General features: G+C 67.0%; 23 protein-coding genes and 2 riboswitches. Of the genes, 11 read left to right on the top strand and 12 right to left on the bottom strand.

Translation table 11 applies throughout. From position 1 onward, the window contains the following. Positions 1-127: 127 nt before the first annotated feature. From LWE61_RS06255 to glk, 3 genes are read right to left on the bottom strand one after another with little or no spacing between them, the layout of a single operon-like run. Positions 128-2,893: a phosphoenolpyruvate carboxylase gene (locus LWE61_RS06255; protein WP_234149187.1), complete on the bottom strand. Its 2,766-nt coding sequence runs from the start codon at positions 2,891-2,893 to the stop codon at positions 128-130. Beyond that, positions 2,890-3,516, bottom strand: a complete 627-nt coding sequence (gene eda, locus LWE61_RS06260) for a bifunctional 4-hydroxy-2-oxoglutarate aldolase/2-dehydro-3-deoxy-phosphogluconate aldolase (RefSeq protein ID WP_234149188.1) — start codon at positions 3,514-3,516, stop codon at positions 2,890-2,892. The genes LWE61_RS06255 and eda overlap by 4 nt, the downstream gene beginning before the upstream one ends. Beyond that, positions 3,513-4,544: a glucokinase gene (glk, locus tag LWE61_RS06265; RefSeq protein ID WP_234149189.1), complete on the bottom strand. Its 1,032-nt coding sequence runs from the start codon at positions 4,542-4,544 to the stop codon at positions 3,513-3,515. The genes eda and glk overlap by 4 nt, the downstream gene beginning before the upstream one ends. A gap of 251 nt (positions 4,545-4,795) precedes the next feature. Here glk and LWE61_RS06270 point away from each other — a divergent pair, with 251 nt between their 5' ends. Both LWE61_RS06270 and acs read left to right on the top strand, forming a co-directional pair. After that, positions 4,796-5,275 carry a VOC family protein gene (locus LWE61_RS06270; RefSeq protein ID WP_234149190.1) on the top strand — a complete coding sequence of 160 codons (480 nt, stop codon included), beginning with the start codon at positions 4,796-4,798 and terminating at the stop codon, positions 5,273-5,275. Positions 5,276-5,715: 440 nt separating this feature from the next. Then, on the top strand, positions 5,716-7,659 hold the full coding sequence (gene acs, locus LWE61_RS06275; protein ID WP_234149191.1) for an acetate--CoA ligase: 1,944 nt from the start codon (positions 5,716-5,718) through the stop codon (positions 7,657-7,659). A 206-nt stretch (positions 7,660-7,865) separates the two neighbouring features. On the opposite strand, the gene LWE61_RS06280 is transcribed toward acs, so the two are convergent. Beyond that, on the bottom strand, positions 7,866-8,444 hold the full coding sequence (locus tag LWE61_RS06280; protein WP_234149192.1) for an outer membrane beta-barrel protein: 579 nt from the start codon (positions 8,442-8,444) through the stop codon (positions 7,866-7,868). 548 nt (positions 8,445-8,992) lie between these two features. Between LWE61_RS06280 and LWE61_RS06285 the strand changes: the two genes are divergently transcribed. After that, positions 8,993-9,283 carry a DUF6894 family protein gene (locus LWE61_RS06285; RefSeq protein WP_234149193.1) on the top strand — a complete coding sequence of 97 codons (291 nt, stop codon included), beginning with the start codon at positions 8,993-8,995 and terminating at the stop codon, positions 9,281-9,283. A 60-nt stretch (positions 9,284-9,343) separates the two neighbouring features. Beyond that, positions 9,344-9,487 (top strand): hypothetical protein, encoded by a 144-nt coding sequence (locus LWE61_RS06290; RefSeq protein ID WP_234149194.1) that lies wholly within the window; start codon positions 9,344-9,346, stop codon positions 9,485-9,487. Positions 9,488-9,563: 76 nt separating this feature from the next. Here the strand turns inward: LWE61_RS06290 and LWE61_RS06295 are convergent, their stop codons facing one another. The 4 genes from LWE61_RS06295 to LWE61_RS06310 form a co-directional block, all read right to left on the bottom strand. After that, on the bottom strand, positions 9,564-10,142 hold the full coding sequence (locus LWE61_RS06295) for a DNA-3-methyladenine glycosylase (RefSeq protein ID WP_234149195.1): 579 nt from the start codon (positions 10,140-10,142) through the stop codon (positions 9,564-9,566). A 3-nt stretch (positions 10,143-10,145) separates the two neighbouring features. Next, on the bottom strand, positions 10,146-10,442 hold the full coding sequence (locus LWE61_RS06300; protein WP_234149196.1) for a GNAT family N-acetyltransferase: 297 nt from the start codon (positions 10,440-10,442) through the stop codon (positions 10,146-10,148). A 126-nt stretch (positions 10,443-10,568) separates the two neighbouring features. After that, entirely contained in the window at positions 10,569-11,147 is a 579-nt protein-coding gene (locus LWE61_RS06305; protein ID WP_234149197.1) for an alpha-ketoglutarate-dependent dioxygenase AlkB, read from the bottom strand. A 126-nt stretch (positions 11,148-11,273) separates the two neighbouring features. After that, positions 11,274-11,912 carry a YbhB/YbcL family Raf kinase inhibitor-like protein gene (locus LWE61_RS06310; protein WP_234149198.1) on the bottom strand — a complete coding sequence of 213 codons (639 nt, stop codon included), beginning with the start codon at positions 11,910-11,912 and terminating at the stop codon, positions 11,274-11,276. A 246-nt stretch (positions 11,913-12,158) separates the two neighbouring features. On the opposite strand from LWE61_RS06310, the gene LWE61_RS06315 reads away from it, so the two are divergent. Then, positions 12,159-13,577, top strand: coding sequence for a carboxylesterase/lipase family protein (locus tag LWE61_RS06315; RefSeq protein WP_407696196.1), 1,419 nt, complete (start codon positions 12,159-12,161; stop codon positions 13,575-13,577). A gap of 187 nt (positions 13,578-13,764) precedes the next feature. On the opposite strand, the gene LWE61_RS06320 is transcribed toward LWE61_RS06315, so the two are convergent. Together LWE61_RS06320 and LWE61_RS06325 are read right to left on the bottom strand one after the other, a co-directional pair. After that, positions 13,765-14,706, bottom strand: coding sequence for a hypothetical protein (locus LWE61_RS06320; protein WP_234149199.1), 942 nt, complete (start codon positions 14,704-14,706; stop codon positions 13,765-13,767). A gap of 4 nt (positions 14,707-14,710) precedes the next feature. Further along, positions 14,711-16,135, bottom strand: a complete 1,425-nt coding sequence (locus LWE61_RS06325; RefSeq protein ID WP_234149200.1) for a porin — start codon at positions 16,133-16,135, stop codon at positions 14,711-14,713. Between the two features lie 384 nt (positions 16,136-16,519). Between LWE61_RS06325 and LWE61_RS06330 the strand changes: the two genes are divergently transcribed. Beyond that, positions 16,520-17,476 carry a metal-dependent hydrolase gene (locus LWE61_RS06330; RefSeq protein WP_234149201.1) on the top strand — a complete coding sequence of 319 codons (957 nt, stop codon included), beginning with the start codon at positions 16,520-16,522 and terminating at the stop codon, positions 17,474-17,476. 186 nt (positions 17,477-17,662) lie between these two features. Here LWE61_RS06330 and LWE61_RS20770 read toward each other — a convergent pair whose 3' ends face one another. Beyond that, entirely contained in the window at positions 17,663-18,814 is a 1,152-nt protein-coding gene (locus LWE61_RS20770) for a TonB-dependent receptor plug domain-containing protein (RefSeq protein ID WP_326490610.1), read from the bottom strand. Then, on the bottom strand, positions 18,799-19,671 hold the full coding sequence (locus tag LWE61_RS20775; protein ID WP_326490611.1) for a TonB-dependent receptor: 873 nt from the start codon (positions 19,669-19,671) through the stop codon (positions 18,799-18,801). Before LWE61_RS20775 ends, LWE61_RS20770 begins: the two co-directional genes overlap by 16 nt. A 183-nt stretch (positions 19,672-19,854) precedes the next feature. Further along, a riboswitch (cobalamin riboswitch) is annotated at positions 19,855-20,096 on the bottom strand. 231 nt (positions 20,097-20,327) lie between these two features. Continuing rightward, a riboswitch (cobalamin riboswitch) is annotated at positions 20,328-20,584 on the top strand. A gap of 187 nt (positions 20,585-20,771) precedes the next feature. Between LWE61_RS20775 and LWE61_RS06340 the strand changes: the two genes are divergently transcribed. Genes LWE61_RS06340 through LWE61_RS06360 form a run of 5 tightly spaced genes read left to right on the top strand, consistent with a single transcriptional unit; the run spans position 20,772 to position 26,203 of the window. After that, the gene (locus LWE61_RS06340; protein ID WP_234149202.1) at positions 20,772-22,964 is read left to right on the top strand and encodes a TonB-dependent receptor; all 2,193 of its coding nucleotides are present in this window, start codon (positions 20,772-20,774) and stop codon (positions 22,962-22,964) included. A 20-nt stretch (positions 22,965-22,984) separates the two neighbouring features. Next, positions 22,985-24,112 carry an ABC transporter substrate-binding protein gene (locus tag LWE61_RS06345; RefSeq protein ID WP_234149203.1) on the top strand — a complete coding sequence of 376 codons (1,128 nt, stop codon included), beginning with the start codon at positions 22,985-22,987 and terminating at the stop codon, positions 24,110-24,112. After that, positions 24,109-25,218 carry a FecCD family ABC transporter permease gene (locus LWE61_RS06350; RefSeq protein WP_234149204.1) on the top strand — a complete coding sequence of 370 codons (1,110 nt, stop codon included), beginning with the start codon at positions 24,109-24,111 and terminating at the stop codon, positions 25,216-25,218. Before LWE61_RS06345 ends, LWE61_RS06350 begins: the two co-directional genes overlap by 4 nt. Continuing rightward, positions 25,215-26,030, top strand: coding sequence for an ABC transporter ATP-binding protein (locus LWE61_RS06355; RefSeq protein ID WP_234149205.1), 816 nt, complete (start codon positions 25,215-25,217; stop codon positions 26,028-26,030). The genes LWE61_RS06350 and LWE61_RS06355 overlap by 4 nt, the downstream gene beginning before the upstream one ends. Further along, positions 26,027-26,203, top strand: a complete 177-nt coding sequence (locus LWE61_RS06360) for a hypothetical protein (RefSeq protein WP_234149206.1) — start codon at positions 26,027-26,029, stop codon at positions 26,201-26,203. Before LWE61_RS06355 ends, LWE61_RS06360 begins: the two co-directional genes overlap by 4 nt. The last annotated feature ends 35 nt before the right edge of the window (positions 26,204-26,238 follow it).

Below are 26,238 nucleotides of genomic sequence, written 5' to 3' on the forward strand. Positions count from 1 at the left end.
CACCCGGATTAGGTCCGGCGTGATGGCAGGGGCGGTTGTCCGCCCCGCCCGCTTCAGCGGCGCGGCGGCGGGCGGAAACGACAGGGGAATTCTCCCCCGCGTCCGTCCCGATCAGCCCTGACGGTCCCTAGCCGAAGGCCCCGAACACATTGGCCACCGCGCTGGTGATCTGGCGGACCAGCATGTCGGCCTGCTCGATGGGGTCGATCAGGCGGGCGCGGATGTCGGAATAGGGCTGGCCGGGGCGGTCGGGATAGTCGCTCGGCTCCTCCACCGAGAAATCGCCCTGTTCCGGCGCGGAGATGGGATAGGCGCGGCGCAACTGCGCCACCGCTTCCTCCGTCCGCAGCGCGAAGACCATGTTGATGACGTCGTCGCGGCTGATGTCGTTGGAGCGGGCGAAGGCGGGCACCTGCACCACATGCAGGAACATATGCTGGATCAGCGCGACGCGCAGCGAATGGAGCACGCCCAGCGACCGCCGCACCGCCTCGCGCCGGTCGTCCGGCTCATAGACGGGCAGCAGAGCGAGCAGGCTGTGCAGTTTCGTCCCGTCCACCCGCAAGCGCGAGGCGAGGCGGCGATATTCGCCCGCCCGGTCGTCCGACTCCAGCCGCTCCGCCAGCGCCAGGCAGGCGGCGGACAGATGCGGCTCCATGTCGCGATAGGGGCGGCTGGCCCAATAGGCGGAGTTGAACAATTCGCCATAGGCCGCAACCGTCTTGATGCTGGACAGGCGGTTGGCGGCGCGCAGCAGGCCGATGATCTGCCGCCCGCGCACGGATTCGCCCAGCAGGGAGGCGATCAGTTCCGTCTCCTCGCCCGACGCCGTGCCGACGCCCGCGATGATGTTGATCGGATAGCCGAGTTGCTGGAGGATGGCGTTGTGCGGGATAGCCCGGATCTGGCGCAGGCCCATCTCCCGCTCCGCCGCGAGGTCGGACTGGCGGCGGGACTTGCGCGAGCCGGTCTGGGGCAGCAGCGACAGGCCGAACGCCGTGATCGAACGGGCATAGCTGCGCCATTCGAGGAAAGTCGTCTGCACCGTGCGGATTGAGCGGTAGAAGTCGAGGGAGACGTCGGTCCGTTCGTAGAAGGGGTCGGACTCCGGCGCCTTGATGGCGAAATGCGCCTCTGCGATGCGGGTCAGCGTCGCCAGCGCAATCTCCGGCGCCTTGAAATAGAGGAAGCCGTCGCCGCCCTGGAAACTGACCTCCGTTTCCAGCGGTACCGCGCGCCGGGCGAACTGGTCGCGCGCCCAATGGCTCATCGGCCAGGTCAGCCGGTCGGCGATGCTGCCGGGATAGCCGCCGCGCCCCATGCTCTCGCCATGGGTGTTGAAGATGAGGGCGGAGACGCGCTCCAGCCCGTTCTTCTCCATCGCGCGGGCCAGCCGCCCCTGCAACCGTTCCAGCGCCAGCGCGGCCGGTATCTGCCCCACGAAACGCCCGGCGTCCGAATAGCCGGTCTGGATCGCCACGCGCCCGCGCAGGCGGGCATAGTCGCGATAGACAGGTTCCGCGAGGAGGGCGTCGAGGAAGCGGCCGCCATGTTCCAGTGCGGTCTGCGTCTCGAACAGGGGGGACACGTCCACCTTGTCGTCGATGCCGAACAGCTTGGCGAAATAGAGGGCCGCCATGACCGTCTGCGGGTCTTCGCACTCCGCGATCAGCAGGCGGATCGGCGCGTCGCCGTCAATATGGTGCAGGATCTGCGCCATGGTGATGAACTGGCGCAGCGCGGTCGTCGTCTCGATCGCCAGCGCGGCGAAATTGGTGCGAAGCGGCTTCGCCTTCTTGATCTCGTCGCGCAGCAGGCTGAGCGCGGTGCCGCTGGCGAGGTCCAGCGTGCCGTCCGGGTCGATGCGGGTGCGGATCGCGTTATGCAGTTGCGATGCGTTCATGCGGAAATGAATCCAGCCCATGCCCAGCCCGTCCGCGCGCATGGAGGCGGCGAGGGTCAGCAGGCCCTTGGCATCGTGCAGATCGGCGCGCTTGGAGCGTTCCTCCAGCAGGTCGATGATCGGGTCGAGCGACAGCAGCTTGTCGGGATGGGCGGCGGTCAGCGCGTTGGCGGCGGTGGACAGGTCGCGCGGGTCGTCGAGGTTCCCCTCGAAATGGGCGGCCATGGTGAGGCTGTAGGTGGCGGCGGCCTCCAGCCGGCCCGTGATCTCCGCCAGCCCCAGCGCGCGGGCGCCGTCGGCATAGCCGGTCAGGCGCATCGCCTTTTCACGCAGGCGAAACAGCGTGTTGGTCTGCCAGTTGAGGTCGGTGCGCCCGTCCATGTCATAGCCGATCCAGGTCGCGAAGCGGAAGGGCATGGGTTTCAGGTCGCGCCAGTCCTGCGGCCATTTTGTGGCGGCGACGTCGAACAGGACGCGGAGCAGGGCGTCGCGGCCCTTGTGCGCGTTGGTCAGCGCGGCCATCGCCTGGCGATGTTCATCCTCCAGCGCGATGGCGGGGCGCGGACCGTCGGAGGCGGGGATGGCGGCGTCGGGCGCGCCGGACAGGACGGCGGCGGCGACGCCGTCGCTCTGCGCCTCGGTCAATAGGAAGGTGGGATGGCCGGTATAGACGGCGTGCAATATGGGGTGCGCCCATTTGCGCGCGAAGGCGGAAAAGCCGTTGGCGTCCTTTTCCGCGACGGTGCGGAAGGCGGCGAGATTATCGTCCCAACCGATCGGCGAGAGTTTCTCGCGCAAGGTGGCGGCCCTGTCGCGCAACGTCTCCTGCTCCAGAACATTGACCAGTTCGCCGAGCTGGGCGAGGGTAATCTTGCCCGCTTCCAGATCGCGCGACAGCTCCAGCCCCAGTTGGAAAACCGGGTTATAGAGCGGTGTCTGCGTTGTCAGCGCATGGAGTTGCTGGAGACGATCGCGCAGGGCCGCGATCATCGGGCCAGCCCCGCGGCGGCGCGGGCCGCAACCTCGATACGGATCGGGTCCGGCGGTCCCTTGGGCACCAGCCAGCTGCCGCCGACGCACAGCACGGGTTCGACGGCCAGCCAGTCCGGCGCCGTTTCCGGGGTGATGCCGCCGGTCGGGCAGAATTTGATGTTGCCGAACGGCCCGGCCAGCGCCTTGAGCGCCGGGATGCCGCCGCTGGTCGATGCGGGAAAGAATTTGAAGTGGGTGAGGCCGAGGTCGAGGCCAAGCATGATGTCGCTGGCGTTGGCCGTGCCGGGCAGGAAGGGGATGCCGCTGGCGACCGCTTCCTTGCCCAGCGAGGGGGTCAGGCCGGGGGAGACGATGAACTCCGCCCCCGCCTCCAGCGAGGCGTCGAGGTCGGCCGCGTTCAGCACGGTGCCCGCGCCGACGATGGCGCCGGGCACATCCTTCATCAACCGGATCGCCTCCAGCCCGGCGGGGGTGCGCAGAGTGACCTCCAGCACCTTAAGCCCGCCCGCGACCAGCGCCTGCGCCATGGGGATGGCATGGGCCACATCCTCGATCACGATGACCGGGATGACGGGCGCGGTGCGCATGATGGTTTCGATTGGCTTGATGGCGGCGGTCATGCCGTTTCCCTTGCAAAGGCGGCAGCGGCGCCGAACAGGCCCGGTTGCGGATGGGTGATGAGTTTGACGGGCATCGCGGCCATCATGGCCTCGAACCGGCCCTTGGCGCGAAAACGGTCGGCAAAGCCGGAGCGGACGAGATTGTCGCGGATGCGCTGGCCGAGGCCGCCCGCGATGACGACGGCCGATCCGCCCTGCGCCAGCGCGATGTCGCCCGCGGCGCTGCCCAGCGAGAGGCAGAAGCGTTCGACGGCGGCGGCGGCAAGGCTGTCCTCGCCGGTCATACCCAGCTTCCAGATCGTCTTGTCATCCCGCAGTTGCACAGGGCGCCCCTCAATGACTGCCAACGCCTCGTAAATCTCCACTATTCCTGGTCCCGAAACAACCCGTTCGACCGACACGCGGCGATATTTTTTTCGCAGTCGCGAAAGGATTGAATCTTCAATGGGATCGAGCGGCGGGAAGTCGAGATGGCCGCCCTCTGTCGCCTGAACCCGATACTGGTCGCCATCGCGCCAGATGTGCGCGACGCCCAGGCCGGTGCCAGGACCGACGATGCTGATCGTGCCGGTTTCGGGCAGCGGCACGTCCGGCCCGCACAGGGTCGCGAAGTGGGAAGGGTCCGCCTGCGCCACGGCATGGCCGATCGCCTCGAAATCATTGACCAGCGTGAAACGGTCGATGTCCAGCTCCTCGCGCAGGGAGGCGGGGCGGATCACCCAGGGGTTGTTGGTGAAGCGGATCGTCTCGCCGCGCACCGGCCCGGCGATGGCGATGGCGACCGCGCGGGGCAGGGGCGTGCCCACCGTCTCCGCGAATTTCTCCCACGCGGTGCGGAAGGTCGCATGGTCGGCGGTGTGCAGCGTGACCGGATCGTCGAGCGAGACGACGCGGCCGCCCTTTACCGCCGCCAGCGCAAAGCGGGCGTTGGTGCCACCGATGTCGAGCGCGACGAGGGGCGTCGCGCCGTCCGTCCCTGATGCCGTACCCGGTGCTGCCCCCGATGCCGTCCGTTGTGAATCTGTCATTGAAACCCGTTCTGCATGATCGTGCCTGTCCTCTATGCCGCGTGTCGGGCGTCCGGTCAGTTGGAAAATAGAGTTCCGGGTGCAACGTTCCGTCGGAGGGGAAGGGCGCGCCGGTGCAGGGGCGGGTGATAACGCCGGCCAATGGTCCCTCGCTGCGTGGCGACAATGCTGTACCGGCAAGCGCGTGCGCCCGATATTGCCCTGCCCCGGCGGCCACGCCATCCTGCCGCAAAAGCTGACGGGAGAGAGCGATGATCCGGGGTATCCACCATGTGTCGGTCCATGTCCGCGACCTCGACCGCATGGCGCGTTTCTATCGCGAGGCGTTCGGGTTCGAGGAGGTGGGCGAACGCTTTGCGTGGGAGGCGGGGCAGGAGAAGCTGGACCAGATCCTCGACGTACCGGAATCGGCGGCGCAGGGCGTGATGCTGCGCGCGGGGACATGCTATATCGAATTGTTCCAGTTTGCCGCGCCGCAGCCGGAATCGACCCGTCCCCTGCGGCCCTATGACAGGGGCTACACCCATTTCTGCGTCGATGTTACGGACATAGAGGCGGAATATGTGCGGCTGAAATCGGTCGGCATGACGTTCGGCCATCCCGAGCCGGTGGACATGGGCCATGTGAAGACCGTCTATGGCCGCGACCCCGAAGGCAATGTCATCGAGGTGCAGCAATGCGCGCCCGACAATGGCATGACGCTGGAGGATCTGAAGACCGCGGCGCTTTAAGTGTCATCGGCATCCTGTCCTGACGGTCTGCGAATGGTCAACCGAGGCTGGTGGCTCGTCTTCAAGACTCTCGAAGCACCGCCATTTCGGCCCGGGCATCTCCGAAATGGCGTTCGGCCCCGTGCGAGGGCGGCTGCGGCAAGGACAGGGTGCCCTGCCAAACCTTCGTTCGGGACATCCTGCCGAACCCGGCGGTGACACGGGTGCAGTAGGGCAGGCGGCGCCCCGTTTTCGCGCACCGATTGCCCCGATCCGGACTATGATCCCGCTGATCCGGGACAGCTTTTCCACACAGGCCGGTTGCGATTGCGTTTTGTGCAATCATGGTTGTGAATTTGCTTGTTTTCGGAAGCGTGCGCCCGACGTAGACAGGGCGCCATAAGGCAAGCAGGCCGGAAACCGGGACACGGCACGACGGCGAGACGACCGAGAGGATGTGGATGACCAACAGCTACCCCGTGCCCGCCGAATGGGCTGCCCGCGCGACGATCACATCGGATCGTTATGAGGAGATGTATTCGCGTTCGGTGGCGGACCCGGAGGGGTTCTGGCGGCAGGAGGCGCAGCGGCTGGACTGGATCAAGCCGTTCACCACGGTCAAGCAGACCAGCTTTCATGAGGCCGATTTCGGCATCCGGTGGTTCGCGGATGGCGAACTCAACGTCTCGGTCAACTGCCTCGACCGGCATCTGAAGGATCGCGGGCAGGAAACGGCGCTGATCTGGGAAGGGGACGAGCCGGGCGAGGGCCGCCGCTTCACCTATGCACAACTGCATGAAGAAGTGTGCCGTTTCGCCAATGTGCTGAAGGGGCAGGGCGTCAGGAAGGGCGACCGTGTCACCCTCTACATGCCCAACATGCCCGAAGCGGCCATGGCGATGCTGGCCTGTACGCGCATCGGCGCGGTCCATTCGGTGGTGTTCGGCGGCTTTTCGCCCGACAGCCTCGCGGGGCGCATCCAGGATTGCGACAGCGTGTGCGTGGTCACGGCGGACGAGGGCGTGCGTGGCGGCAGGAAGATCCCGCTCAAGGCCAATGTCGATGCGGCGCTGCACCGCTGCACCAGCGTCAAGTCTGTGATCGTGGTGGCGCGCACCGGTGGCGCGGTGCCGATGGTGGAGGGGCGCGACCATGCCTATGCGGACCTGCGCGCCGCCGCCGCCCCGGATTGCGCGCCGGAGGCGATGAACGCGGAAGACCCGCTGTTCATCCTCTACACCAGCGGTTCGACGGGCAAGCCCAAGGGTGTGCTGCACACCACCGGCGGCTATCTGCTGTGGGTCGCGATGACCTTCGACTATATCTTCGACTATAAGCCGGGTGAGGTTTTCTGGTGCACCGCCGACATCGGCTGGATTACCGGGCACAGCTATCTGATCTATGGACCGCTCGCCAATGGCGGGGCGACGGTGATGTTCGACGGCGTTCCCAACTATCCCGACCATGGCCGCTTCTGGGAGACGTGCGACCGGCTGGGCGTCAATATCTTCTACACCGCCCCCACGGCCCTTCGCGCGCTGATGCGCGAGGGCGACGCGTGGGTGAAGAAATATGACCGCTCCTCCATCCGCCTGCTGGGGTCGGTGGGCGAGCCGATCAACCCGGAGGCGTGGGAATGGTATCATCGCGTCGTCGGTGACGGGCGCTGTCCCATCGTCGATACCTGGTGGCAGACGGAGACGGGCGGTGCGCTCATCTCCCCCCTGCCCGGCGCGACGGCGCTGAAACCGGGCAGCGCGACGAAGCCGCTGTTCGGTGTGCAACTGCAACTGGTCGATGGCGAGGGGCAGGTGCTGGACGGCGCGACCGAGGGAAATCTGGTCATCACCGATAGCTGGCCGGGCCAGATGCGCGGCGTGTGGGGTGACAGCGAACGATTCTTCCAGACCTATTTCACCACCTACCCCGGCAAATATTTCACCGGCGACGGCTGCCGCCGGGACGAGGATGGCTATTACTGGATCACGGGCCGGGTCGATGACGTCATCAACGTGTCGGGCCATCGCATGGGCACGGCGGAGGTGGAGAGCGCCCTCGTCGCCCATGCCAAGGTGGCGGAAGCGGCGGTGGTCGGCATGCCCCATGCGGTGAAGGGGCAGGGCATCTACGCCTATGTCACGCTGAACGTGGGTGAGGCGGAGAGCGAGGAGCTGCGGCAGGAATTGCGCAAATGGGTGCGGATGGAAATCGGCCCCATCGCCACCCCCGACGCCATCCAGTTCGCGCCGGGCCTGCCCAAGACGCGGTCGGGCAAGATCATGCGCCGCATCCTGCGCAAGATCGCGGAGAATGAGGTGGAGGCGCTGGGCGACACGTCGACGCTGGCGGACCCGTCGGTCGTCGACAGCCTCGTCGCGAACCGGGTGATCGCTGCGGACGCCTGACCGGGGCTGAGCGCCGGGCTGGTGCCGAGGCAGATGGAAACGTCGGCTGGCCTGGAAACGCCCTGGTCTTTCGAGCCGATGCGATCGGTTCGGACGCTGTCCAAACCAAAAAGAAGGGGGCATCCCGTGCGTTGCCCGGATGCCCCCTTCTTTATTCCGGTCCGTCCGGCGCACCCTGTCAGGCGCGCCGGACCTGCCCTATCCTATCAGAAACGATAGCCGAGGACCGCGGCGACCTGATGACGGTTCAGGTTCACGCCCTGATACTTGCCATAGTCGGAATAGCGATATTCGACACGGCCGGTCAGGCCGCGATAGGTGGTTTCCACACCCGCGCCCAGACGATAGCCGTCGAGGTTCTGGCCGGTCTTGGTGAAGGTGCCGCCGGTCGAGTCATGCAACTCGAAACGGGCGTTGGTGTAGCCGCCCTTGGCATAGAGCAGCACATTCTGCGTCACCTGGCCGCCGAGACGTGCGCCGGCATACAGGTCGCGGTCGGTGCGCAGCGAGGCGGCGCCGACGTTATACTTGGTGTCGCTGTCGGTGAATTCACCTTCCACGCCGATGACCGCGCCGTTCAGATTGACGTCATAGCCCAGCACGCCGCCGTACAGCAGGCCCTCGCGCTTGGCCGACGGGCCAGCGGGGATCGCGCCGCGCACATTGTCATAGCCGAGGATCGCACCGACGAAGGGTCCGTTGAACGGGGTCTTTTCCCCATCCTGAGCAAAAGCAGGCGTGGCGAGAGAGACCGCCAAAGCAGCCGTTGCGATAATAAACTTCATGATATTCTTCCCTTGGTAATGTTCCTGAGAACGGGTGCTAGCTAGGGATTGATTAATTCACAGGGAAGGGGGAAGGTCCATTTGTCATAAAGTTGTAGGATTGATGTGACATGATTGCATCATATCTGCCTGTTATCGCAGGCATTGTTACGATTTATTTCCAACCTGAACAGAATATGAATCGCATAGTGACCTGCGACGAACCGAGGCTAATGAGAGCTTTGTTTCGGACGGGTTAAGGTTGCGTTGCGATGAGGCCCCATAGCTCCGCTCTTCGCGTATCGGGCGGATTCCTGCCCCCGGCGTCGTGCAGGGAAAGAGCATCGCTCCCCTCTGTGGCGCGATGGGAAAGCGATGCCGTGCGACGGTTCTAACAGGGGCCTCGCGGCGGAAAGGGGCAATTGCCGGAAGGGCAATCGGTCCGGCTTTTTCCCCGAAGGTCCGCCACCCGGCGCGGAATGTCCTGCGCCAGCGCGTTGCCTTCCTGCATTTCGTCCGATTGTGCCGAACCGCCGGGAACGCCGCGCCCGCAACGACATTTCTCCTTCATGGCGCATTATTATATCCATATCGACAATGGCATGGGCTTTGTGGCCGACGACACCGGGCAGGAGTTCCCCGATTTCGAGGCCGCCCGCCTCTATGCCATCCGCAGCGGCGCGGAGATCATCGGCGAGGAACTGGTCGGGCAGGCGCAGCGCGTGGCCCTCACCCTCTATATCGAGGATGCCGATCATGTGCCGCTGGCGACATTGCCCATCCATGCCGCCATAGACTGTCGATCGCCGCCGGATGATGGTTTGGAGGGCGACATAGGCACCGTGCCGCTCTATCCTTGAAACCCGGCCCGGACGAAAGCATGGCGCAGTGGCAGGCCCCTTCTGGCCGAAAGGATCGACATGGACGACAGGATGATCGACACGCCCGACGGGCCGATAAGCTGGGCGGAATGGAAGAAGAAAAATCCCGTCCAGATCCCGTCGCGCCGGACCAAGGGCAAGAAGCTGCCCAACAAGGTCAAATTGCGCACGGATGAGGCGTGATCCCGCGCCGGTAAGCCGACGGTCTGTGATGGGAAAGCCACTCCGCAGGGCCGGATGTGGCGACGGGCCAGCCCCATCAGGCGACGGGAACGGCGCGGACCGGCTTGCTAAGATAGAGTGATCCGGTCCGGCAGAAGCGCCAGAGGACGTCCGTCGCGACGCGAATCCCGATGCGGGGGGCGGTGGTGACGGGCACATCCTGCGCCCCGGCGCGCAGGTCGAATGGCGGGCGGTCCAGTGGCAGGCCATCGAAGCCGCCGTCGATGCCCAGCGCCTGACACAGCCGCCCCGGTCCCGCGCACCACAGCCGCCGCACGGACGTGCCCCGCCGCGCCGCCATTTCCTCCAGACCCGCCACCGGCTCGATGGCGCGGATCAGCACGGCGGAGCCAGGAGCGCAGACGATGTTGACGCACCAGTGCAGGCCATAGCTGCGATAGACATAGGCATGGCCAGGCGGTCCGAACATGGCGGCGTTGCGCGCGGTAGGACCACGGAAACTGTGGCTGGCCGGGTCGTGCGCGGCATAGGCTTCCGTCTCCACGATCGGGCCGCCGACCCCCGCGACCAGCAGGCGGCAGCCGATCAGGTCGTGCGCCACCCGGTCGACATCGCGGGAGAAGAACGCCCTGTCGAGGCGCGTCCCCGGCTCCATGGATCAGCCGGGCGCGCCGGTTGCCAACAGATCCTGATCCTCCGGGTGGCGGTCGATATAGGCGGCGACGAAGGAGCAGAGCGGAATGACCTTCAGCCCGCGCGCCCGCACATCGGCCAGCGCCCCGGCGATCAGGCGGCTGCCATATCCCTTGCCCTCCAGCGACGGCGGGACTTCGCTGTGGGTGAAGGCGAGGGCACCCCCGCGCGCGTCATAGGCGGCAAGGCAGAGCGCATCCCCCACCGCCAGCTCATACCGGCTGCGGTCGGGATTATCGTGGACGGTGAGCGTGTCGGCCATGGGAGGACATCCTTATAGAATGGAGGGCTTATCCCATGGAGAGGGGAAGCCTTTGCGAAGGGGAACGCGGCGGGGCGGCTTTGGCTCCCGTGCCTGGTTCCGGTGGTGGAGTCCGCGCGCGCTCCCTTAGCGCAGGGTGCGAAAGGTGATAGACCAGCGTGTCACATCCATTTCCGCGATGCTATGCTCCCAGTCTCGCCGCGCCTCACCGCCGAGATGATAGACGGAGCGCGGCGCCAGCGGCAGCGCGGCCCGGTCGAACCCGCGATCGCGGCGGCGGCGCAGGCGCAGCACGGCGGGCACGCCCAGCGACACGCCGATCACGTCCCCGAACACCGGCCTGTCCCGATGCCAGCCGATCCCCGCACCGGGATCGTAGCGGATTAGCAGGCACTGGACGAGGGCGGCGTCGGGCAGGCCCGCAAAGGCGGCCGCCCGCGCCTTGACCGGGGCCAGCCAGTCCGGGATCGGCTCCGCCGCGTCGAAATCGCCGTTGTCGAAATCATAGCGCCAGCCGAAACTATGGGTCAGCCGCTTGCCCAGCCACCCCTGAAAACGAAAGGGGGTGAGCGGCTGTGCGTCGATATGGCCGATCAGCGCCCGTTCCTCGTCCGGGGTGATGAGGGCGTCGGTATGGGTGAGGCCGGGCGGGAAGGCCGCGGGCCGGCCAGCATCGGCCGGGGCGAACAGATCAGGCTGCGACATGGGGTGAACACTCTTGGCAGGCACGGGTGTGGAAGGGGCTGGCGTGGACGATGCGGGGTTGCCCCTCATATGGGGACGATCCCGCACAATCGCACCCGCCCGGTCCGCGCGTCCGTCGTCAGGGTATCAGGCCATAGTCCCCGCGCCATAATCCCCCGCCCGCTGTTCTGCGGCGATGGGGGCGTCCTCCCCGCGCGAATAGGTGCCGACGAGCATACCCGCCGCCAGCACCCGCCCGGCAAGCGCGCCGACCAGTTCGCTGCGCCCCGGATTGCTGCCCAGCCGCGCGGTTTCGGACAGGGCGAACAATTGAAACACATAGTCATGGCGGCCATGGCCGGTGGGTGGATCGGGGGGCAGCCAGCCTTCGAAGAAATAGCTGTTGCGGCCCACGTCGCGGCCATCGCGCGCGCCGCCGTCGTCGACCGCGATGGCGCCCTCCGCCAGTCGCCTCTCGTCGGCGGGCAGGTTCCACACGATGGCATGGACGAGCGGGCTGGCCGCCGGAGCGTCCGGGTCTTCCACGATTAGCGCCAGGCTTGCCGTGCCCGCGGGCGGCTCCCCCCACAGCAGCGGCGGGGAAACCCCCTCGCCATCGGCGGTGAAGCGTTCGGGCAGGCGCGCGCCGTTGGCAAAGGCGGGGCTGCTGAGCGCCAGATAGGCGTCGGTACGCACCACCTCCTCCTGCACGATCACCAGCTTGCTGTGGCCCGCCCGGACATTGTGCAACATATGGCCGAGCCAGTTGGGGACATGTTCGAGCATCGCGGCCTCCGCCTCCATCATGGTCCGGCGGGTTGCCGGCCTCTCCCCGGTACAACGCATGGCCCCCCATTCGTTGCCCGATCCGCTGCGGTAACGGCAAGTTTCGGCGCGCCGTCGCCGCGCCGTGCGCCTTTCCGGTTGCGGGGCGGTGATTTTGGGGTGAACATGGTTGTGCGGTGAACCGGGAGGAGCGTCCAGAGAGGCGCTGGTCCCGCGCGGACCATGGCCAGTCGGAGAGGAAGAAATATGCCGGGCAGGATGATGCGGATGATGGCGGCGGCGACCTGTCTGGCGGTGGCGGCCCTGCCGGCGATGGCGCAGACCGTCGCCACGGACGCAGGATCGGTGCGCGGGGCGGTGGACCAGGATGTGGAAAGCTGGAAGGCGATCCCCTTTGCCGCGCCGCCGGTCGGCCCGCTGCGCTGGCGCGCGCCGCAGCCGGTCGCGAGGTGGACGGGCGTGCGCGATGCGACCGCTTATGGTCCCGACTGCATGCAGAAACCCTTTGGCGGGGATGCCGCCCCGCTGGGCACGACCCCGGCGGAGGATTGCCTGCTGCTCAACGTCTGGCGGCCGGCCGGGACCGCGAAGGCCGCCCGGCTGCCGGTGATCGTCTGGATCTATGGCGGCGGTTTCGTCAATGGCGGGTCTTCGCCGCCCACCTATGCTGGCGCGGCGCTGGCGCGGCAGGGGGTGGTGCTGGTCAGCTTCAACTATCGGCTGGGCCGCTTCGGCACCTTTGGCCATCCCGCGCTGACCCGCGCCGGGGCGGACGGCGGCCTGATCGGCAATTATGGCTATCTGGACCAGATCGCCGCGCTGAAATGGGTGCAGCGCAATGTCGCGGCGTTTGGTGGCGACCCGCGCAACGTCACGATCATGGGGGAGAGCGCGGGCGGGATGAGCGTCCATGCGCTGACCACCTCTCCGCTGGCAAAGGGTCTGTTCCAGCGCGGCATCATCCTATCCGGCGCGGATGGCACCGCGCATGACCCCGTGACGCTGTCGCAGGTGGAAAAGACCGGCGCGGACTTCCTCCAGGGCAAGGGCATAGCGCCCGACGATCCGCAGGCGCTGGCGAAGATGCGCGCGCTCCCGGCGGAGCAGGTGGTCGATGGCCTGAATCTGGCGGGGCTGTTCGCCAAGGGGCCGCGCACCTTCTCCAGCCCCTTCCCGGACGGGCGGATCGCGGTGGACAATGGCGCGGCCTATGCCAGTGGGCGCTTTGCCCATGTGCCGGTGATGATCGGCGCGACCAGCGACGACATCGGCGGCAAGGCGGGCTTCATGGTCGCGGGCGCACGGCGCAGCGCGGTGGCGCTGGCCGGGGCGAAGCTGCCCGTCTTCTATTATCGTTTCTCCTATGTGGCGGAATCGATCGGCAAGCGGGGCGCCCCCCATGCCAGCGACATCCCCTTCTTCTTCGACACCGCCGGGATCAAATATGGCGCGGCGACGACGGAGCGGGACCGGGCGGTGGCGCGCACGATCAGCCGCTATGTCGTCAACTTCGCGCGCAGCGGCAATCCCAATGGCGCGGGCCTGCCCGACTGGCCTCGCTATGACCCCGCCGCTGACCGCCTCATGGACTTCACCGCCGATGGACAGGCGGTGGTGGGCAAAGACCCGTGGACGGCGGGCGGCGGCGCGAGCGCCGCGCCATAGGGGGGTCTCGGGGGGCTAGGCTCCTTTCGTCCACGCCCGCCCTGCTGGCGTTCGTTGGGATGACGGGTGTGGAAAGGCTCTCCCCGATACGATCCGGGTCGCACCCTGCTGCACGCCGGGACAACGGCCGCTGAGCCGCAGAATATGCGAGCAGCGATCAGCGCATCCTGCCCCGGCTGTTACCGGATCATCGCCCGTCGTGCCGGAGTTCGATGCGCAATCCGCCGACCCGCCACAGCCGCCTGTCCCCGGTGGCCACATAGAGGGGCAGGCGCAGGGCGTAGGATGCAAAGACGTGGATTTCCGTCGGGACCGCCTCCTGCCCGTCGGTGGCAAACAGGGCGACAGGCCTCGTCGCGTCGGACCTCGCTCCGCCGGCTTTCATGTCATCGGGCATGGTCGGCACCGCGATGTTCAGGCAGGCGGCGCCGAAGGTGCGGCTCGACAGTATGGCACCGTCCGGGCCGACGACGATGCGGTAATGGCCGCCGACCGGATAATGCGTGGGCGTCGTCGGCACGGTCATCAGATAGACGGCGATCGACCCACTGGACGACGCGATGGCGACGCTGTTGAATGGCGATGCGGTGCAGGGCCGGTAGCCCTTCGCGAAGGCGGCCCCGATCGCCGTCTCACGGGCGCGGGCCAGCGCGGCCTGACCGGTGGTGAGCGGGGCGGGCGTCGGCAGCCATTGGGCGCGGACCACCGCATCCTTCTCCACATCGGTCACGAAATAGGCCCGCGCGCCCGCGTCCACCCCCCGATAGAAGGTGACGCGAAGCCGCTGTCCCGCCGTCATTTCGACCACATGTCTACCGCCCGTCTCTGCGGTGGGTGATCCATCCGCCTGTGCCGCCAACGTCCGGCGGCTCACCCATGCCGCCCGGTCGTGGGCATGGAGGAGCATCCCGATCGACGCCGACTGGCGCAGCCGCTGGTGATCGGCGGGGGATATGGTCGTCACTTCGGGAACCCTGGCGTTGGCCGATGGCGCGAGTGCGAGCAGCGCCAACAGGGTCGCGAGCAGCCCTGTCGTCCGCACCTTCTGTGGCCGGATCATCTGTGGGGCACGGGCGGCGGCCCGGCGAGAGGGCGTCGCCGCCTGTACCGCCGCCCGTGCCGCCGCCATCACCTCAATAGTTGAACTGGACCTGCGTGCGGATCAGGTCGCCCTTCGCCTGTCCAAAGCGGCGCTCATCCGCCTCGCGCCGTTTCATATTGGCATAGGCGACGGTGAACTCCAGCGCGCTGGACACCTGCCATTCGACGCCCAGCTCGATCTCCTCCGTCTCCAGCCGCGGCGCGTTGGTGCTCGCCTTCCAGCCGCCGCGATAATGCTGCCACCGGCCATAGGGGATGATCTTGCCGAGGCCCACGTCACCCACATTATACATGGCCTGCACATAGCCGCCCTGCGCCTTCGTCGAGCGGATCGCGAGGCGGCTGTTGTCATATTGCGGCGCGCGGCCCCAGTTCCATTCCGCCTGGAAACCGAACGGCTGGGGATAGAGCATCGCATGCACCCCGTAGCGATCGTCCGTGAAGTCGATGGGGGTGACGCCGCCCGCGCGGATTTCCGGACGCACCTTGTTGAGCATGGCGGAGCCGCCCAGTTCGAACACCTGCCCTTTGAACGCGCCGCCCAGACCGTCCAGCTCGAACGGCCAGGTCGCCATGGCGACCTTCATCAGGCCCTTGTTCTGCTCCGGTCGATTGACGCCCTGCCCGTTATAGACGGCCACGCCGAACGCGCCATAATTGCCGAACAGCTTCTGCCCGTCCCTCGCGAGCCGGTCCCAGACCTTCTGCACGCGGGTGGGGGTGTAGAAGGCGACGATGCCGAGGTCGCGCTCGCTGGGCACCGCGCTGTTGACAGCGTCCGACCGATCCAGCGTCAGACGGTTGGAGGATGACTGGAGATTCTCCCAGCCGAACGGCACCTTCGACTGGCCGAAGCGCAGCTTGAACTCATGGTCGCGGTCCAGGAAGACATCGACATAGGCGTCGCGCAACTGGCCGAAATGCTCACGCCGTTCGCCGTTCGACTGGGCATTGACCGCCGATGCGAAATCCGTCTGGAAATAGAGCGCGACATTGTCGGTGACATTGCCCTGAAGGATCAGGCGGGCGCGGCGCAGCGTGAAGGCGCTGTTTTCCGTGATCGACCCGTCATGGACGGAGCGCAGGCGGGACCGGCCGGCCGGGGCGACATCGTCGCCGCTCAACAGGCCATTATAGCGCATCTGGGTGTAGCCGCGCAGTTGCAGGCGGTCGTACCACGCCTTCTTCTTCGCTTCGGCCATGACCACGGGCTTGGTGGGCGCGGCGGGGGTGCCGCCGGCAGTCGCGGCGGGTGCGGTCGTGCTGCTCGCCAGCGGAGAGGGCGCGAGCGTGGCGGGCGGGATGGCGGCCTGCGGGGCCTGTGCGGACCGGAGTGCCTGGATTTCCGCCTTGAGCTGGTTGATCTGGCTCTGCAAATCCGCGACGGTTTGCGCCATGGCCAATGATGGGGCGAATAGAGCGGTGGTGCCCGCCAATAATGTTGCGATTTTCTGCATTAATGCCCCCGGAATTCAGAATTACGGGGCGCGGTACAGGCCGGTTATGGTAGCTATGTTACAGTTTTGCTTCTGATTATTTCCCAATTTTTTTATAATATTGCTAAAAGCCATGTTTCCTGTCTTTCCGGTAATGCCATCGCCCGATGGAAAGACCGGGCTGATCCATTTTCTCAGGGATGGATTGCCCCGCACAATGTCTGTGCTGGCAGGGGCGGTCGGGACAGGGGAATGGAATGGCTTGAAACTTGCGGGCCGATGGGGATGTATCGGCCTTTCGGGCCGCGCCGGATGGCCCAAGGGACAATGAACGGGGAGGCGGTCCTGTGATGCGGATTTTTGGGACGGATATTTCCGGGTGTGCGGATGCGCGGAGCGTGTGCCTTGGATAATCTGGCCCATACGCTGGCGGGGGCTGCGCTGGGACAGGCGGGGCTGAAACGCCGGACCGGGCTGGGCATGGCGACGCTGATGATCGCCGCGAACCTGCCCGATCTGGACGGCATCACCATGCTGACCGGGCGCAGCCTGATCTGGCGGCGCGGATGGACGCATGGGCCGATCAGCATGGTGTTGATGCCGGTGCTGCTGACCGCGGTCATGCTGCTGTTCGATCGCTGGCAGGCGCGGCGGGGAACGCGCCCGGCGGATCGGCTGCCGGTTCGCCCCGGCTGGGTGCTGGTGCTGGCCGGGATCGGCATGTTGTCCCATGTGCTGATGGACCTGCTCAACACCTATGGCGTGCGCTGTCTGATGCCCTTTGCCGATCGCTGGTTTTATGGCGACATGCTGTTCATCGTCGATGTGTGGCTGTGGAGTATGCTGGCCATCGGCATCTGGCTGTCGCGGCGGCGGGAGCGGCGGGGAGGCGCAAGGGCGGCGCGGCCCGCGCTGGTCGCCCTGATCCTGACCACGGCTTATGTCGGCGCGATGGGCGTCGCGGGGCGCGCGGCGGAACGATACGCCACGCAGCAGATCGTGGCGCAGGGGCTGCCCGTCCCGACGCGGGTACTGGCCAGCCCTGTACCGATCGACCCGTTCCGCCGTCAGATTTTGTTCGAGGTGGGTGACGCCTATGGCTTTGGCGATGTGCGCTGGACACCGGGGCCGCATTTCACGCGCGCGCCGGGACTGGTGCCGACGAACATGGGCGATCCGGCCATTGCGCGGGCACGGGCGCAGGATACTGCGGTCGCGGACTTCCTCTACTGGTCGCGTTTCCCCTTTGCGACCGTGCGAAAGGACGCCAAGGGCACGGAGGTCGTCATCGGCGACGCGCGCTATAACCAGAATCTGGGGGGTAGCCAGTTTGTGGTGCGGAGCCGGGTGGCGGGGAAGTAGGGCGCTATCCGGCGGGACGCGTCCCAGGCCGGTTTGCGCGAGGCCCCTGGCTGTTCGGCGGGCAGGAGGCGGGGATAGTCCGCATAGAGCATCACGAAACCGGACAGGCACCAGAGCGTCATGATCGCGCCCACGACCACGCCCAGCCAGCGATGCAGGATGATGAGGACCATCGTCAGCATCGGATCAGAAACCGACGCCATAGCTGACGCGCAGCGTCCGGGGCGTGCCGCGCCAGTAATAGAGGAACTGGCTGTTCGATCCGTCCACGCGGCCCGCGTCGCTGACCGTGCGGCCATAGCCGCGCGAGGCATAGTCGATGTCGAACAGCTTTTCGACATTGACGCCCAGCCGGTGCCGCCGCGCGGCGTCCGGGTAGACATGCAGCCCGGTATCGACCAGCGCATAATTGCGCCGTGCGAACGCGCCGCCGGGGGTGGACCATGTATCGCCGGTCCACTCGACCGAGACATTGGCCCCGAATGGCCTGTCGGCGGGTGCAAAGCCGATGGTGCCGCGCGCACGCTGTTCCGGCGTGCGGTCGAGCTGGAGGTCGCTGCCCTGCCGGCGCAGGCGCGAATAGGTGTAGTTCGCGCCCAGCGACCAGCCGCCGCGCAGGGTGGCGGCCAGTTCCAGATCGACACCGCTGGCGTTCACCCTGTCCCGCACATTGATGAACGTACCGAAATAGGTGACGCCCTTATAGTCGATCTCCGCTTCCGCATCGACGGCGATCAGGTTGGTGATGCGGCGGCGGAAATAGGTCGCCTTCCACTGCACGCCATTCTCGCCAAAGCGCAGGTTGCCGCCCAGCGAGGCGTTGATGTTCAGGCTTTCCTCCGGCCGGAGGTTGGGATTGCCCAGTTCGCAGCACGGATCGACCTGATAGAGGGAGGACGCGTCCGGCAACAGGAAGGACGTGCCGCCATTGGCCTGCACGAACAAAGCGTCGGAAAAGTCGTAGCGGCCGGAGACGGTCCAGGCCGTCTTTTTCGCCCCGCCGGTGCTGTTGTGGCGCAGGCCCGCGGTGAGCCGCCCCTTTTCCGACAGTTCGTCGGTGGTGCGGACCTGAAAGATAGCGGCATGCACCGGCTCGTTCGTCGGTGCGATCAGCAGCACGTCGTCGCGCCCGCTGAACTGCTGGAAATCATAGCCCGCCAGATATTCCAGATAGGGGTGCAGGTGCAGCTTCACGACCGCCGTGCCGCCATAATCCCTGTACCCCCAGAAGGTGCCGGGGGCGTAGACGGTGACGGGCGCGGTCGCGGGGACGGTGTTGCGGATGCTGAAATATTCCGTCTTCCAGTCGTGGAAATAGCCCTTCAGGAAGAATTGCACCGCGTCGCTGCGCGTATAGTCGAGGCGGACGCTGCCGATCTCTTCGTTCCGGTCGTTGCGGCTCTAGTTGATGAGTGAGGGGGAGAGATTGTCGATCTTCGCCTCGGTATGCTGCCAGAAGGCGTTGAGGGTGAGGTCGGGGGCGAGTTCGACCTGATATTCAGGCCCGCCGACCACAGGTCGTAGCCACGCCTGCGATCCGTGGCGCTGGGTTCCTGACGGCTGAACGGCTGGAAGCCGAGCGACTGGTTATGGGTGGCATAGGCGACGAAATGATGGTCGCCGATGCTGCCCCGCGCATAGCCATCCACCGCATTGCCGCCAAAGCTGTCGACGGCGGCGTTGACCTGTCCGTTCAAGTTGTCGGTGAAGCCGCGCGTCACCACATTGATGACGCCCGCCGCCGCCTGCGTGCCGTAGAAGAGGCTCTCGCCGCCCTTGAGCACCTCGATCCGCTCGATCATGCTGGCGGGCAGCGTGTCCGTGGGCGGGGTGGTGCTATAGAGGCGGTTGTTGAGGCGGATGCCGTCCCACTCCCACAGCACGTCCTGCCGCCGCGACCCTTGGAGGGACAGGTCCACATAGCTGAACGGGCCGCTGCTGTTGCGGATGTAGAGGCCGGGCACGGCCTGTAGCGCGGTGGCGAGGTCGACCGCGCCGCCATCCTTGATCTGCGCGGCGGAGATGGTGACGAGATCGCTGCCGTAGCGGGCCAACTCCTGCGGCTGCGTCTCCTCCAGGCTCTTGCCCACCACGATGATGGCGTCGGCACCGGAATCGTCGGCGACGAGGGCGGGCGTGGTGGCCGCCGCAGACAGGGCCACGGCGAGCGCGGCGGATGAAATGCGTGTCTTCACGATATTCCCCTTCGAGCGCCTCAACGACAGGAAGGCAGGGGCGTACCGCACACGAACGGTCGGCGCAGGGGGACGTTCGGGCGCCCATCGGCAACCGACCCCATGCAACCGTGCGGCTCCCGCTGCTTCGTTCGTCGCTCAGACGGAGAATTGCCGTGCCGCAGCCATCCTCTGGACCAAGGCAAGAGCGACCAGACGCTGGCAGGTCTCCTGGCTCACGGGTCACCGCTCGATGCACGGCCTTCCCAGGCCTCGCAGGATTTAGCGTCCGGCCCAGTGGCTGGCGGCTCAGGTATAATCCTGTCCGCGCATGTTCATCTCACTCACCGCTTACAGTTGCAGGGACAGCCGTGGATTTGGGCCAAGGCCCGCACCACATTCCTATTTTAAGCCCCTTTCGGGGCACCAGCGCGATCATGAACGCAGGATGTTTCCTCCGTTCGCCGCCGCCCATAGGGAAAGGGGACGGGTTGCCAAGATGGTGCGATGGAAGGGCTTTCGGGTGATGGAAAGGGTTGCGGGCCGGGAAGGGGGGCGGCCGTCCGCCGGTCCTGCGACGCCCTGTGCGAGGGGGCTTGCGACGGGCCGCGTGCGGGCGGGAGTTGCAAACCCGGCCCGCTGCGCCTAGACAGCGCCCGCCCGGCCGACCACCATTGGCCGGGCAAGATCGCGCCGGTGCCCCGAAAGGGGCTTAAAATGGGAATGCGGTGCGGGGGCCGGACTTGTCGAAAGTCTCCTCCAAATCCGCAGCTGTCCCTGCAACTGTAAGCGGTGAGCGCGATGCATATGCGCGGCGGACAGAGGTCCAGCCGCCAGCCACTGGGCCGGACGCTAAATCCTGCGAGGCCTGGGAAGGCCGTGCATCGAGCGGTGACCCGTGAGCCAGGAGACCTGCCAGCGTCTGGTCGCTCTTGCCTTGGTCCAGGGGATGGCCGCGGCACGGTGAGTTTTCCGTCGAGCGACGAAGCCATGCGGCCGGGGCCGCAGGATCATGCACGGCCGACGCCTGTCCGGGCGTCCGTCGGTCGTGCGTGCGCCGTCGATCGCTCATGCGCGCGACAGGCCCCGCCGTGAATCGCAGACGCAAGCGGGGACTTATCATGACCAAGACCATTCTGAACTCTCTGGCCGCTGTCCATCTGGCGGGTGTGGCCGGGACCGCCATCGCGATGGCGCTGGCGACGGGCGCATCGGCGCAGCAGACATCCACCACCACCATCCAGAACGACGCCGCCGACATCCTGGTCACCGGCCAGCGGATCGGCGGCATCAGCCTCGATACGCCGTCCACGGCGGGAACGCGCCTTGGCCTGACGGCGCTGGAGACGCCCGCCAGCGTGGCCGTGCTGTCCGGCGACATGATCCGCGATTTCGGTTATCAGACCATCGCGGACGCCACCAGCCGCGCGCCCGGCATATCGTCGGTACCCTTCCCCGGTACGGGCAATAATGCGCTCAGCACGCGTGGCTTCTATGGCGTCAATTCGATCACTCAGACCTATGACGGGATGCAGTTGTACAATGCGGGCGGTGTCATCACCTTCCCCTTTGACCCATGGAATGTGGAGCGGGTCGAAATCCTCTACGGTCCCGCCTCCGTCCTCTATGGGGCGGGTGCGATCGGCGGTGCGGTCAATGTGGTGTCCAAGAAGCCGGATACCCAGAACAGCCGGATGCAGAGCCAGTTCTCACTGGGGTCGTGGAACAGCGTCCGCGTGGCCGCCGATGTCACCGGGCCGCTGTCCGACCGGATCGCCTATCGCGCGAACGTCAGCTACAACCGCAGCGACGGCTGGATGGACCGGGGCCGCAGCCGCAGTTTCGCCGCGTCCGCCGCGCTGCGCTTCCAGCTCACCGACACGCTTTCGCTCAGCATCGTGGACGATTATGGCGACAACCGTCCGACCACCTATGAGGGCACACCGCTGGTCAACGGCGCCATCGACGAGCGTTTCCGCCGCCAGAACTACAATGCCGCCGACGCGCGCATCCGGTTCGAGGAGAACCGGGCGCGGGTGAATGTGGAATGGACGCCGTCGGACAGCTTCTCGTTCCGCAGCGACGCCTATGCCATCCATCAGTATCGCGAATATTTCGAAACCTACACCTATGCCTATGTCCCGGCGGCGGGCCTGTTGCCGGAGCGGGTGCGGCGCACCCAGTATCGCGACATCGTCGGCTATCAGCATCAGTTCGGCGACCATGGCTTCGCCACGCTGAAGAGCGGGCTGGGCCGGGGCGTGGACAATGCGCTGGTCGTCGGGTTCGATATCAACCACAACCGTTATGACCGGCGCGACAATGGCAGTTTCCCCGGATCGTCCACCGTCCCGGCCTTTGGCTTCAACCCCGGCAGCTATGCCGACGGGACGGGCATCGCCTATCTCCGCCCGCAATATATTGCACAGGTGGACCAGCTCGGCTTCTTCGCGCAGGACCGGGTGACGTTCGGCGAGACGCTATCGCTGGTCGCGGGCGTGCGCTGGGACCAGTATCGCATGAAGCGGACCAGCCAGCCCGCATCCCCGTCCGACCCGGCACCCAACACGGTCAGCGGCGCGGGCTGGAATGTCGGCATCGTCTATAATCCGGTGCCGACGATTTCTCTCTACGCCCAATATGCGACCGCCAACGATCCGGTGACGTCGCTGGCCAGCATTTCCGCGTCGCAGATCCTGTTCGACCTGTCGCCCGGCCGCCAGTTCGAGGTGGGGGCGAAGGGATCGCATGCCCATGGCGCGCTGGAGTGGACGCTGGCGGCCTATCGCATCGTCAAGAAAGACCTGCTGGTGCCGGTGCTGGGCAATCTGTCGCTGACCGAACAGGTCGGGCAGCAGTCGTCGAAGGGTATTGAGGCGTCGGTCGCGGTGCGGCCGGTCAAGGCATGGACCATCGTCGCCAATGGCGCGATCCTGAACGCGAAGTTCGACGATTTCTTCGCCAGCGTCGGCGGCGTCCGCACCTCCCTGGCCGGGTTGCAGCCGCAGTTCGTGCCGGAGGAGATGGCGAACGTCCGCAGCACCATCGACCTGACCCCCGCCCTGCAACTGCGCGGCGAATGGCAATATGTGGGGCGGCGCTTCACCGACAACAGCAACACATTCCCGCTGCCCGCCTATGACGTGACGGCGGTGGGTGCGCGCTGGCTGGTCGCGCCGCAGTTGAAGCTGGACCTGCGCGTCGACAATGTCTTCGACACCACCTACGCCGTGTCCAGCTATGCCGGAAACGGGACGCAGGTGATATTGGGCGCGCCGCGCAGCGTCACCGGCACGCTCAGCGTCGCCTTCTGATCCAGCGGGAGGCCGGTCCGATGCGATACAGATCATGGTCGTTCCGCCTCGCCATCGTCGCGCTGCTCCTGATCGGGGGCGGCGCGATCTGGTGGAGTGGGGGCTGGTGGAGCGGGAGCCGATGGCGCACCGGCGATCCGGCGGCGACCGTTGCCGCCGGGCGGGCCGACTTTCGCTTTACCGACGATGTGGGCCGCACGGTCGCCATTCGAAAGCCGGTCCGGCGCGTCGTCATCTTCAACCGCTATGATGTCGAGTTCGTGCGCGCCATCGCCGGGACCGGTCCCATCATGGGCATCGACGCGGGAACGGCGAAGGAACGGGCCTATTGGCCCGGACTGGAGAGGGTGGCCGTGGTGGGGCAGGGGCAATCCACCCCCAATTATGACGCCATCGTCGATCTGGCCCCCGACCTGGTGCTGATCCCGCGCAACGGCAGCTGGGCGGAGGCGGACAGGATACTCGCGCCGCTGGGCATCCCGGTGGCGGTGATGACGGCGTGGGACGTGTTGAAGCATGAGGAGAATGTGACCCTGCTGGGCCGCATCTTCGACCGGCCGGACGAGGCCGCGCGGCTCAACGCTTTCTATCGCAAGTGGCGCGACCTGCTGGCCGTGCGGCTGAAGGGCGTGGAGCGCAAACGCGTCTATCTGGAGGAGGTGGGTGAGTATCGCACCCTGCTGCCTGGTTCCGGCTGGCACGACATGATCGAGACGGGCGGGGGCCTGAACATCTTTCGCGACGTAGCGATCACCGGCGCGAACCGGTCGCGCGGCACTGTGCAGGGCTTTACCGTGGACCCGGAGGAGGTGATCGCGCGTGCGCCCGATGCGATACTGAAGCTCCAGCCGGGGCAATATGAACCCCATCCGCGCGCTTTCTCCGCGGGCGTTCTGGAGAGGATCGCCGCCCGGCCCGGTTTCGACGCCATTCCCGCCGTGCGGAGCGGGCAGGTCTATCATATCTCCTATTATCTGGCGGGCGGCTGTTCCAAGATCGTCGGCGCGCTTCAGATCGCCAAATGGCTGTACCCCGACCGGTTCCGCGATGTGGAGCCGGAGGCGGTGATGGCCGAATGGCTGACCCGCTTCCAGCACGTGCCCGCGCGCCATGGCTATAACGTCAGCCTGGCGGAGGTGCGGCGATGAGCCTGTCGGGCCAAGGGCCGGATGGCCTTCCGGGTGGTCTGTGGGGACGCCTGCCGAATATCCGGCGTGGCGCCGCCGCGCGGAGGGCCGCGACCTTTGCGATCCTGGGCCTGTTGCTGGTCGTGGTGGCGCTTTATTCGACATTCCATGGCGTCGCCCGTATCCCGGTCGGGACCGGCGTGGCGGCGCTGCTGTCGCCCCTGCTGCCCGCAGGGTGGCGGCCCGATGTCCCCGCCGCCTCTGTCGCGATCCTCACCACCTTGCGCTTGCCGCGCACCCTGCTGGCGCTGATCGCCGGGGCCGGGCTGGCGGTCGCGGGGGCGGCGATGCAGGGGATCACGCGCAATCCGCTCGTCAGCCCCTACACCATCGGCATATCCCCCGCCGCCAGTTTTGGCGCGTCGGTGGCGATATTGATGGCGGCCGACCATGGCATGGCCAGCTATGCCCCCGTCGTGGTCGCGGCCTTTCTGGCGGCGCTCGCCTGCGCGGCGTTCGTGCTGGGCCTGTCCGCGCTGCGGGGCGTGACGGGCACCGTCCTGGTGCTGGCGGGCGTGGGGCTGTCCTATCTGTTCGGCGCGCTGGCCGCGACGCTCCAGTTCATCGCGACGGAGCAGCAACTGGCGGTCATCGTCCACTGGGCGTTCGGGTCGGTGAACGGCGCCACATGGCCCGCCGTGCAGGTCACGGGGGTCGTGCTGGCCATCGTGCTGCCGGTGCTGGCGGCCCATGCCTGGGCGCTCAACGCCTTTGCGGCGGGGGGTGACGAGGTGGCCAGCTCGCTGGGCTTTGCGGTGGCGCGCACGCGGATCGTCGTGACGGTCTGCGCGGTGCTCATCACCGCCGCGATCGTCAGCTATGCCGGGGTGATCGGCTTTGTCGGGCTGGTCGCGCCGCATATCGGGCGGCTGATGGTGGGGGGCGACCATCGCGTGCTGCTGCCCTTCTCGGCCATGGCGGGGGCGTTGCTGTTGCTGCTGGCGGACCTGACCGGGCGGCTGCTGTTCGCGCCGGTCGTGGTGCCCGCTGGCATCGTCGTCGCCTATCTGGGCGTGCCGGTCTTCCTCCATCTGCTGCTGGGCCGGACGCGGGGGGCATCGTCATGACGACCCCTGACATTGTCCCTGACATTGCCGCTGCCGCTGCCGCCGCCGGTCTGGCCTGCACCGCCCTGTCGCTGCGCCGACGCGGGCGCGCCATCTTGTCCGATGTCACCCTGTCGCTGCGGCAGGGCGAGCTGGTCTGCCTGGTCGGTCCCAATGGCGCGGGCAAGAGCAGCCTGATCCGCTGCCTCGACGGGCTGTGGCGGCCCGGCGGGGGGACGGTGGCGGTGGAGGGCAGGCCGCTGCACAGCCTGTCGCGCGAAGCCGTCGCCCGCCTGATCGCCTATGTCCCGCAGGCGGCGGGGGAGACGATGGCGCTGTCTGTGGCGGAGATGGTCGCGCTGGGCCGTGCGCCGCACCGCCATCGCGAAAGCGCCACCGAGCGGGCCGGGCGCGTGGCGGCCGCGCTGGCGCGTTTCGGCCTGGGCGCGATGGCGGAGCGGGCCTTCGACGAACTGAGCGGTGGGGAGCGGCAGCGCGTCCTCCTCGCCCGCGCCTTCGTGCAGGATGCGCGCTACCTGCTGCTGGACGAGCCGACCAGCGCGCTCGACCTGCGGCACCAGCTCGACGCGCTCCAGATCGTGCGGGGGCTGGTCGACGAGCTGGGCGTGGGCGTGATGGTGGCGATCCACGACCTCGCCGCCGCCGCGCGCTTTGCCGACCGGATCGTGCTGCTGTCGGCGGGGCAGGTGCAGACGGAGGGGGCGTGGCAGGATGTGCTGACCCCCGACCATATCCGCACCGCCTTCGGGGTGGAGGTGACGGTCGGGTCGGCGGACGGCCTGCCCTATATCATCCCGGCGGCGGTGGCATGATGGCGCTGCTCCGCCCGGACCTGTCCCCCGCCCTGCGCGGCCTGTGGGGCAGCATCGCCCGGCGGATCGGTAGGGACGAGCAGGGGCCGATGACGGGCGCGCAGGGCATGATGGAACGGGCATGGCCCTGCGCCACGATCTTTACGGAAGTGGAGCGATTGCAGCATGGATGACAGGTCGGATAGGAGCAGGCCAGACGAGGGCGGGT

The sequence above is a fragment of the Sphingobium sufflavum genome (genome assembly GCF_021403115.1).
GTDB lineage: Bacteria > Pseudomonadota > Alphaproteobacteria > Sphingomonadales > Sphingomonadaceae > Sphingobium > Sphingobium sufflavum.

Coding starts and splice junctions, on each gene's coding strand:
- LWE61_RS06255 (WP_234149187.1), bottom strand. CDS start 2,893: ATGATCGCGGCCCTGCGCGATCGTCTCCAGCAACTCCATGCGCTGACA.
- eda (WP_234149188.1), bottom strand. CDS start 3,516: ATGACCGCCGCCATCAAGCCAATCGAAACCATCATGCGCACCGCGCCC.
- glk (WP_234149189.1), bottom strand. CDS start 4,544: ATGACAGATTCACAACGGACGGCATCGGGGGCAGCACCGGGTACGGCA.
- LWE61_RS06270 (WP_234149190.1), top strand. CDS start 4,796: ATGATCCGGGGTATCCACCATGTGTCGGTCCATGTCCGCGACCTCGAC.
- acs (WP_234149191.1), top strand. CDS start 5,716: ATGACCAACAGCTACCCCGTGCCCGCCGAATGGGCTGCCCGCGCGACG.
- LWE61_RS06280 (WP_234149192.1), bottom strand. CDS start 8,444: ATGAAGTTTATTATCGCAACGGCTGCTTTGGCGGTCTCTCTCGCCACG.
- LWE61_RS06285 (WP_234149193.1), top strand. CDS start 8,993: ATGGCGCATTATTATATCCATATCGACAATGGCATGGGCTTTGTGGCC.
- LWE61_RS06290 (WP_234149194.1), top strand. CDS start 9,344: ATGGACGACAGGATGATCGACACGCCCGACGGGCCGATAAGCTGGGCG.
- LWE61_RS06295 (WP_234149195.1), bottom strand. CDS start 10,142: ATGGAGCCGGGGACGCGCCTCGACAGGGCGTTCTTCTCCCGCGATGTC.
- LWE61_RS06300 (WP_234149196.1), bottom strand. CDS start 10,442: ATGGCCGACACGCTCACCGTCCACGATAATCCCGACCGCAGCCGGTAT.
- LWE61_RS06305 (WP_234149197.1), bottom strand. CDS start 11,147: ATGTCGCAGCCTGATCTGTTCGCCCCGGCCGATGCTGGCCGGCCCGCG.
- LWE61_RS06310 (WP_234149198.1), bottom strand. CDS start 11,912: ATGCTCGAACATGTCCCCAACTGGCTCGGCCATATGTTGCACAATGTC.
- LWE61_RS06315 (WP_407696196.1), top strand. CDS start 12,159: ATGCCGGGCAGGATGATGCGGATGATGGCGGCGGCGACCTGTCTGGCG.
- LWE61_RS06320 (WP_234149199.1), bottom strand. CDS start 14,706: ATGGCGGCGGCACGGGCGGCGGTACAGGCGGCGACGCCCTCTCGCCGG.
- LWE61_RS06325 (WP_234149200.1), bottom strand. CDS start 16,135: ATGCAGAAAATCGCAACATTATTGGCGGGCACCACCGCTCTATTCGCC.
- LWE61_RS06340 (WP_234149202.1), top strand. CDS start 20,772: ATGACCAAGACCATTCTGAACTCTCTGGCCGCTGTCCATCTGGCGGGT.
- LWE61_RS06345 (WP_234149203.1), top strand. CDS start 22,985: ATGCGATACAGATCATGGTCGTTCCGCCTCGCCATCGTCGCGCTGCTC.
- LWE61_RS06350 (WP_234149204.1), top strand. CDS start 24,109: ATGAGCCTGTCGGGCCAAGGGCCGGATGGCCTTCCGGGTGGTCTGTGG.
- LWE61_RS06355 (WP_234149205.1), top strand. CDS start 25,215: ATGACGACCCCTGACATTGTCCCTGACATTGCCGCTGCCGCTGCCGCC.
- LWE61_RS06360 (WP_234149206.1), top strand. CDS start 26,027: ATGATGGCGCTGCTCCGCCCGGACCTGTCCCCCGCCCTGCGCGGCCTG.